The organism is Nostoc sp. CHAB 5715 (assembly GCF_020829685.1).
Lineage (GTDB): Bacteria > Cyanobacteriota > Cyanobacteriia > Cyanobacteriales > Nostocaceae > Nostoc.
The window spans coordinates 1-5,184 of sequence record NZ_JAIVFR010000545.1 but is presented as its reverse complement, the minus strand read 5'-3'; the positions used below and the strand labels follow the sequence as shown (position 1 = coordinate 5,184).

Below are 5,184 nucleotides of genomic sequence, written 5' to 3'. Positions count from 1 at the left end.
TCTCTCTACTTGCCGCTTATTATTTTATAGGAAAAAAGCCTGAAATAATTGCTAGACAATCATTTCAGGCTTGAGTCTCTTCAATTTTATAATTATTAAATCCGCTTTAATATCTGCGGAATGTGGGTTACAAAATACAAGCTAAATATGCGGGGGATAATAGAGTAGTCAATAAAACTATTTGGGTAGATAAAAATGGTACTTATCAGAAGAAGTATAAACTAAATGACTTTGACTTTTATGCTGTTTATCTGCCTGATATAGATAAAGTAGTTTATCCATCAATTAACTTTAATGGTTGCTACATAACTACCCAGATACCTAATTCAGCTACACCGTTTTACTGGTGAGAAGATTTTATAGATTTAACTGAAGTAGCGTCTAAGCGAACCTACAAGGAGTTTGGCGTTGATTTAACAACCAGAAAGGTTAACCCAGACTCTAGAATTCATACAAGAAAAGTTGAAAGGCCATCTAAAGAAGAACTATGAACACTGAATAGACTAAAGCGGTTTAAGCTGGTCTAAAAGTTTACCATCAAGGTACTTTTGTTCTATAACATCCACCGAATTATCACACCATTTTGCAACTACAGCAGTAGGAACACCTTTTGCAATTTGCTCAGATATGAAAGTATCACGACACGAATATGGTGTAGTTTGACGTTCTACTAATGGATCTACAATTTTATCCCAAGCTCGACGTGAGAAGTTTCTGTAATGTATTGATACTCCTTCTGGTGATGGAAATATTAAAGATTCCGGCTCAAGATGTTCTGGTTTGATTTTTAAAATTAATTCTTGTAGTTGTTGGTTACAGTTAAAAACACGCTTTTTATTATTCTTAGAGCTATTAACCCTTACCCTTTCACCATTTCCCACCTGAACTAATGCGCCTTCAAAGGTAATTTGAGAACAATCACGTGTAATATGCTTCCATTGTAGACCGATAGCTTCTGATGGTCGGCATCCTGTTAAAAACAAAAACTCCACAAATGGTGAGTAATAACTGTAGCCGATACCTTTAGATGGTTTGTGATTTTTAAAAGCCTGAATTATTTTTTCTTTCTCTTCTTCACTGAAGGCGTTAGGCTGTGAATTATCCTGCCACTTATGCTTGGGAAGCTCATTGTACATCCCTTCAAAAGGATTAAAAGTTACTAAACCATGTTTCATTCCCCATTTACAAGCTGCGGAAAGATACATGAGTACATCTTTGGCTTGTGAGGTAGTTGTTTGTTGCAACAATGCAAGTCTGATTTTGATACCCTCATCCAAATCTTGATATGGACAGCGTTTAATATGTTTTTCTAGTACAGCCAGTTTATCCAATGTTCTAGGTTTTAGAGATGGGCGCTTGTAATCAATGTACCTATCCCATAGGTCTGAAATTGTTAATACCTTCTACTGTTCGCCAGGAGTAACTATAGATAAATGTCTCTGTGGCTTGTACTTAGCTAGGGTTTCATCAAAGCTACCAGATGCAATGTCTAACTCTATCTGATATGCTTTCTGTTCTGCTAGCTGACAATTTTCTGGCGTATCAGCTAAATTCAGAGTCAAATATTTTTGTGTACCTTCGTAAAGTTGTCTTGGCAATCTCAGACGTAATCGACTTTGAAATGATTCAACACTTACTGTTCCTTTAGACGCTTTTTGTGTTCTGTCCATTAATTTTGACTATTAAAATAATTTGCTCTATAAAATCATAGTCAAATCATAGTCAAAAAACAAGCTCATAGCCAAATCATAGTCAAAATCATAGTCAGAATAGTCAAAAATGCAAGTAAGAAAGTTAGCTTTTCAACATACAGATTCCTTCAAAAGCCTGAAACCCTTAACTTTACGTCGATTATTTCATTAATAGTAAAAAGCCCGTGACGAGGATTGAACTCGTGACCTCACCCTTACCAAGGGTGTGCTCTACCACTGAGCCACACGGGCAAAATATAACTTTGCTTTTTCAGTTGTAAGTTACAATGCTGGGAGCTTTGCTCTTTACCCAGTCATTATAACTTATAACTTCGTAAGTGGTGGGCCGGGCTGGATTTGAACCAGCGTAGGCGCTAGCCAACGGATTTACAGTCCGTCTCCATTAACCACTCGGACACCGACCCGATTTGTCTCACGATTTAAAATCTTAGCACCATGTTTTATAAATTGCAAGTTATCAGAAAAAATAACTTGTGAGTAGAGATCGCAAGAAAACTGCGTCTCTAACACCAGTATAAAAAATACTAGTTACACACTCATCTCCAGCATTCGTTGCATTGGTCGCAGTGCAGCAAGGCGAATATTCTCTGACATGGTAATTTTGGGAGTGCGATTTTTCATCGCCCAGTAAAGCTTTTCTAGGGTGTTTAATCGCATAAAGGGACATTCGTTACAAGCGCAATTATTCATCGGCGGGGCAGGAATAAAATGCTTGTCAGGAGCTAGTTTTTGCATTTGATGAATGATTCCCGGCTCCGTAGCAACGATAAATTCCTTGGTGGGGCTGTTTTGACAATACTTAAGTAAAGCGGCTGTAGAGCCAATAAAGCTGGCGTGGCGCAATACACTACTTTCACATTCTGGATGTGCGATCGCCTCTGCTTCGGGATGGGCAATTTTTAACTGGACAATTTTCTTTTCCGAGAAGGTTTCATGGACAACACAGCTACCTTGCCATAGCACCAAATCTCTTTCAGTCTGTTCCATCACATACCGCCCCAAGTTCCGATCTGGGGCAAAAATAATCGGCTGTTCCTTTGGTATCTGCTGCACAATTTTCACAGCGTTGGAACTAGTACAAATAATATCGCTCATCGCCTTGATATCAGCAGAGCAGTTGATGTAAGACACCACCAAATGATCTGGATGCGCTGCTTTAAAAGCTGCAAACTCCTCTGCTGGACAACTGTCGGCTAAAGAACAACCAGCATTCAAATCTGGTAAAAGTACTAATTTATCGGGATTAAGTATCTTTGCTGTTTCTGCCATGAAGTGAACACCAGCAAAGACGATCGCATCCGCATTGGTTTTTTCTGCGGCTTTTGCTAGTTGTAATGAATCCCCAATAAAGTCGGCAATATCCTGAATATCTGGCTCTTGATAATAATGCGCCAGGATAACGGCGTTGAGTTCTTTTTTGAGACTCTGAATCGCGGCAAACAAATCTAGTGGTAATTCACCCAGTTGGGTTTTTTCTCGTTGAGCTAGTGCAGTGGTAAACACAGTTTAGGGGTGCTTTATGTTGCAAATTTATGTCCTGTGGAATCAATTATAGTAGTTTTTACCAAAAATAGTGGACGGTTGATATTTTGGGGTTGTGTCCAAATCGGGCTGAGTTTCATATCCTGGAGATAGACGGCAAGGAAAGTGGCATGACCAGTCAGAAAACTCAATCGATAAACCTCAAAATTGCTGTAGTTGGAGATATTCACGACCAATGGGAAGTGGAAGATGGCGTTGCACTCAAGCATTTGGGTGTTGACTTAGTGCTGTTTGTCGGGGATTTTGGCAATGAATCGGTGGAAGTGGTCAGAGCGATCACATCTCTCGATATTCCCAAAGCAGCCGTGATGGGCAACCACGATGCCTGGTACACCGCCACCGAATGGGGACGTAAAAAGGCTCCTTATGACCGCTCTAAGGAAGACTGGGTACAGGAACAACTCGATTTATTAGGCCCGTCCCATGTTGGTTACGGTAAGTTGGATTTTCCCGCTTGGAATTTAACTGTAGTGGGGGGTCGTCCCTTTACCTGGGGTGGCCCAGAGTGGAAATTCGCGGAAATCTGTAAAGAACGTTACGGTGTGACGAGTTTGGAAGAATCCGCCGATCGCATCGTGAAAGCTGTTAAAAGCGCCGCTTATAAGACAATTATATTTTTGGGTCACAATGGGCCTAGTGGGTTAGGCGATCGCCCCGAAGACCCCTGTGGCAAAGACTGGCACCCAATTGGCGGCGACTTTGGCGATCCAGATTTGGGCGAGGCGATTTCTCAAGCCTTGACTGCTGGTAAAACCATTCCTCTGGTGACATTTGGTCACATGCACCGAGATTTACGCCATACCAAGAAGGTGCAGCGCAAGCCCGTCTTTAGAAGTCCAGAGGGGACAATTTACTTGAATGCGGCTAGTGTCCCCAGGATTGTGGAAAATGATGGCGAGAAGTTGCGTAATTTTTCCATTGTCTCTCTAGAGGCGGGTGTGGTTTCGCAAGTTTCCCTAGTTTGGGTGGGTAATGACTTTCAGGTGGCTTCAGAGGAAATTTTGTACGAGCGATCGCCTATTGTGTCCTAGACATTCGCATCCAGTAGTGCAATCTGCGTAGATGATAGGATATAGTATTATCTGTCAGCTTTGGTGCTAACCAATAAAAGCGCTTGAATAGCTTCTGAAAGTAAGTTAAGCACAAGTTTGACAGATTTATTGGAGAGGTGGCAGAGTGGTCGATTGCGTCCGACTTGAAATCGGATGAGGCTAAAACCTCCGGGAGTTCGAATCTCCCCCTCTCCGTTGAATGAATGTTGTTATCAAATGCCACACCTGTTTTGCATCTACAATATATCCAAATAGATGCACAAGCAGTATTTGGTTAACTACTGATGAAAAATCTAAATATTAAAGAAGAAGCCCGCAAATTGATTGACAAGTTGCCAGAAAATTCCACATGGGATGATTTGATGTACCAAATTTATGTTCGGCAAACTGTTGAAGCTGGACTAGCGGATAGCAAAGCTAGTAATGTTATTTCTGTACAAGAAGTGCGGAAAAATTTGGATTACCAGAGTGAAGGTTTACAAAATATTTAAGTTTTTTAAAGTAATTATACTGAAGAAATAATAATTGAAGCAGATAATAATATTTATAATTAGGATAAATACAAAATATACTAAAGCCTTGTAAGGAGTTTAAAATGGCAAAAAGTTGGAAAGAATATGCTGCTGATTTTGCAGTAAGTGCCGGAGCTAGTATTGTTTCTGGTATTGTAGTTGGTATCGCAGTTTCTGCAATCACATCGAATCCGGCTTTTGGTATCGTAGCTGGTAAAGTTACTGCTGGAACTGTTGGTGGTGGCAGTATAATTTCCTAGTAAATTGGGAGTGCTTCAGCCTTAACTTAAACTTTTTCCGTCGCAGTATAGCAATATTGCTTTAATTTCTATCTATCTGCTTTGCGATCAGACTTTTACTTTAGTG

At 40.4% G+C, this 5,184-nt stretch carries 7 protein-coding genes and 3 tRNA genes; 4 read left to right on the top strand and 6 right to left on the bottom strand.

What is annotated here, in order from left to right:
• Nucleotides 1–503: 503 nt before the first annotated feature.
• The 6 genes from LC574_RS25655 to LC574_RS25630 all read right to left on the bottom strand — a co-directional run bounded on the left by LC574_RS25655 (nucleotide 504) and on the right by LC574_RS25630 (nucleotide 3,385).
• On the bottom strand, nucleotides 504–1,331 hold the full coding sequence (locus tag LC574_RS25655; RefSeq protein ID WP_229456360.1) for a tyrosine-type recombinase/integrase: 828 nt from the start codon (nucleotides 1,329–1,331) through the stop codon (nucleotides 504–506).
• A gap of 72 nt (nucleotides 1,332–1,403) precedes the next feature.
• On the bottom strand, nucleotides 1,404–1,670 hold the full coding sequence (locus LC574_RS25650; RefSeq protein ID WP_229456359.1) for a DUF3596 domain-containing protein: 267 nt from the start codon (nucleotides 1,668–1,670) through the stop codon (nucleotides 1,404–1,406).
• Between the two features lie 201 nt (nucleotides 1,671–1,871).
• Nucleotides 1,872–1,943: transfer RNA gene (locus LC574_RS25645), tRNA-Thr, on the bottom strand.
• 87 nt (nucleotides 1,944–2,030) lie between these two features.
• Nucleotides 2,031–2,116, bottom strand: a tRNA-Tyr gene (locus tag LC574_RS25640).
• 124 nt (nucleotides 2,117–2,240) lie between these two features.
• Nucleotides 2,241–3,215, bottom strand: coding sequence for a quinolinate synthase NadA (gene nadA, locus LC574_RS25635; protein WP_229456358.1), 975 nt, complete (start codon nucleotides 3,213–3,215; stop codon nucleotides 2,241–2,243).
• Between the two features lie 14 nt (nucleotides 3,216–3,229).
• A complete protein-coding gene (locus LC574_RS25630) occupies nucleotides 3,230–3,385 on the bottom strand; it encodes a hypothetical protein (protein ID WP_229456357.1) in 156 nt (51 codons plus the stop codon).
• On the opposite strand from LC574_RS25630, the gene LC574_RS25625 reads away from it, so the two are divergent.
• The 4 genes from LC574_RS25625 to LC574_RS25610 all read left to right on the top strand — a co-directional run bounded on the left by LC574_RS25625 (nucleotide 3,365) and on the right by LC574_RS25610 (nucleotide 5,078).
• Nucleotides 3,365–4,285, top strand: coding sequence for a TIGR04168 family protein (locus LC574_RS25625; RefSeq protein WP_229456356.1), 921 nt, complete (start codon nucleotides 3,365–3,367; stop codon nucleotides 4,283–4,285). The two genes, LC574_RS25630 and LC574_RS25625, sit on opposite strands and share 21 nt — an antisense overlap.
• Nucleotides 4,286–4,416: 131 nt before the next feature.
• Nucleotides 4,417–4,501 (top strand) — tRNA-Ser (locus tag LC574_RS25620).
• An 89-nt stretch (nucleotides 4,502–4,590) separates the two neighbouring features.
• Nucleotides 4,591–4,797 carry a hypothetical protein gene (locus LC574_RS25615; protein ID WP_229456355.1) on the top strand — a complete coding sequence of 69 codons (207 nt, stop codon included), beginning with the start codon at nucleotides 4,591–4,593 and terminating at the stop codon, nucleotides 4,795–4,797.
• A gap of 104 nt (nucleotides 4,798–4,901) precedes the next feature.
• Nucleotides 4,902–5,078, top strand: coding sequence for a hypothetical protein (locus LC574_RS25610; RefSeq protein WP_229456354.1), 177 nt, complete (start codon nucleotides 4,902–4,904; stop codon nucleotides 5,076–5,078).
• Nucleotides 5,079–5,184 lie beyond the last annotated feature (106 nt).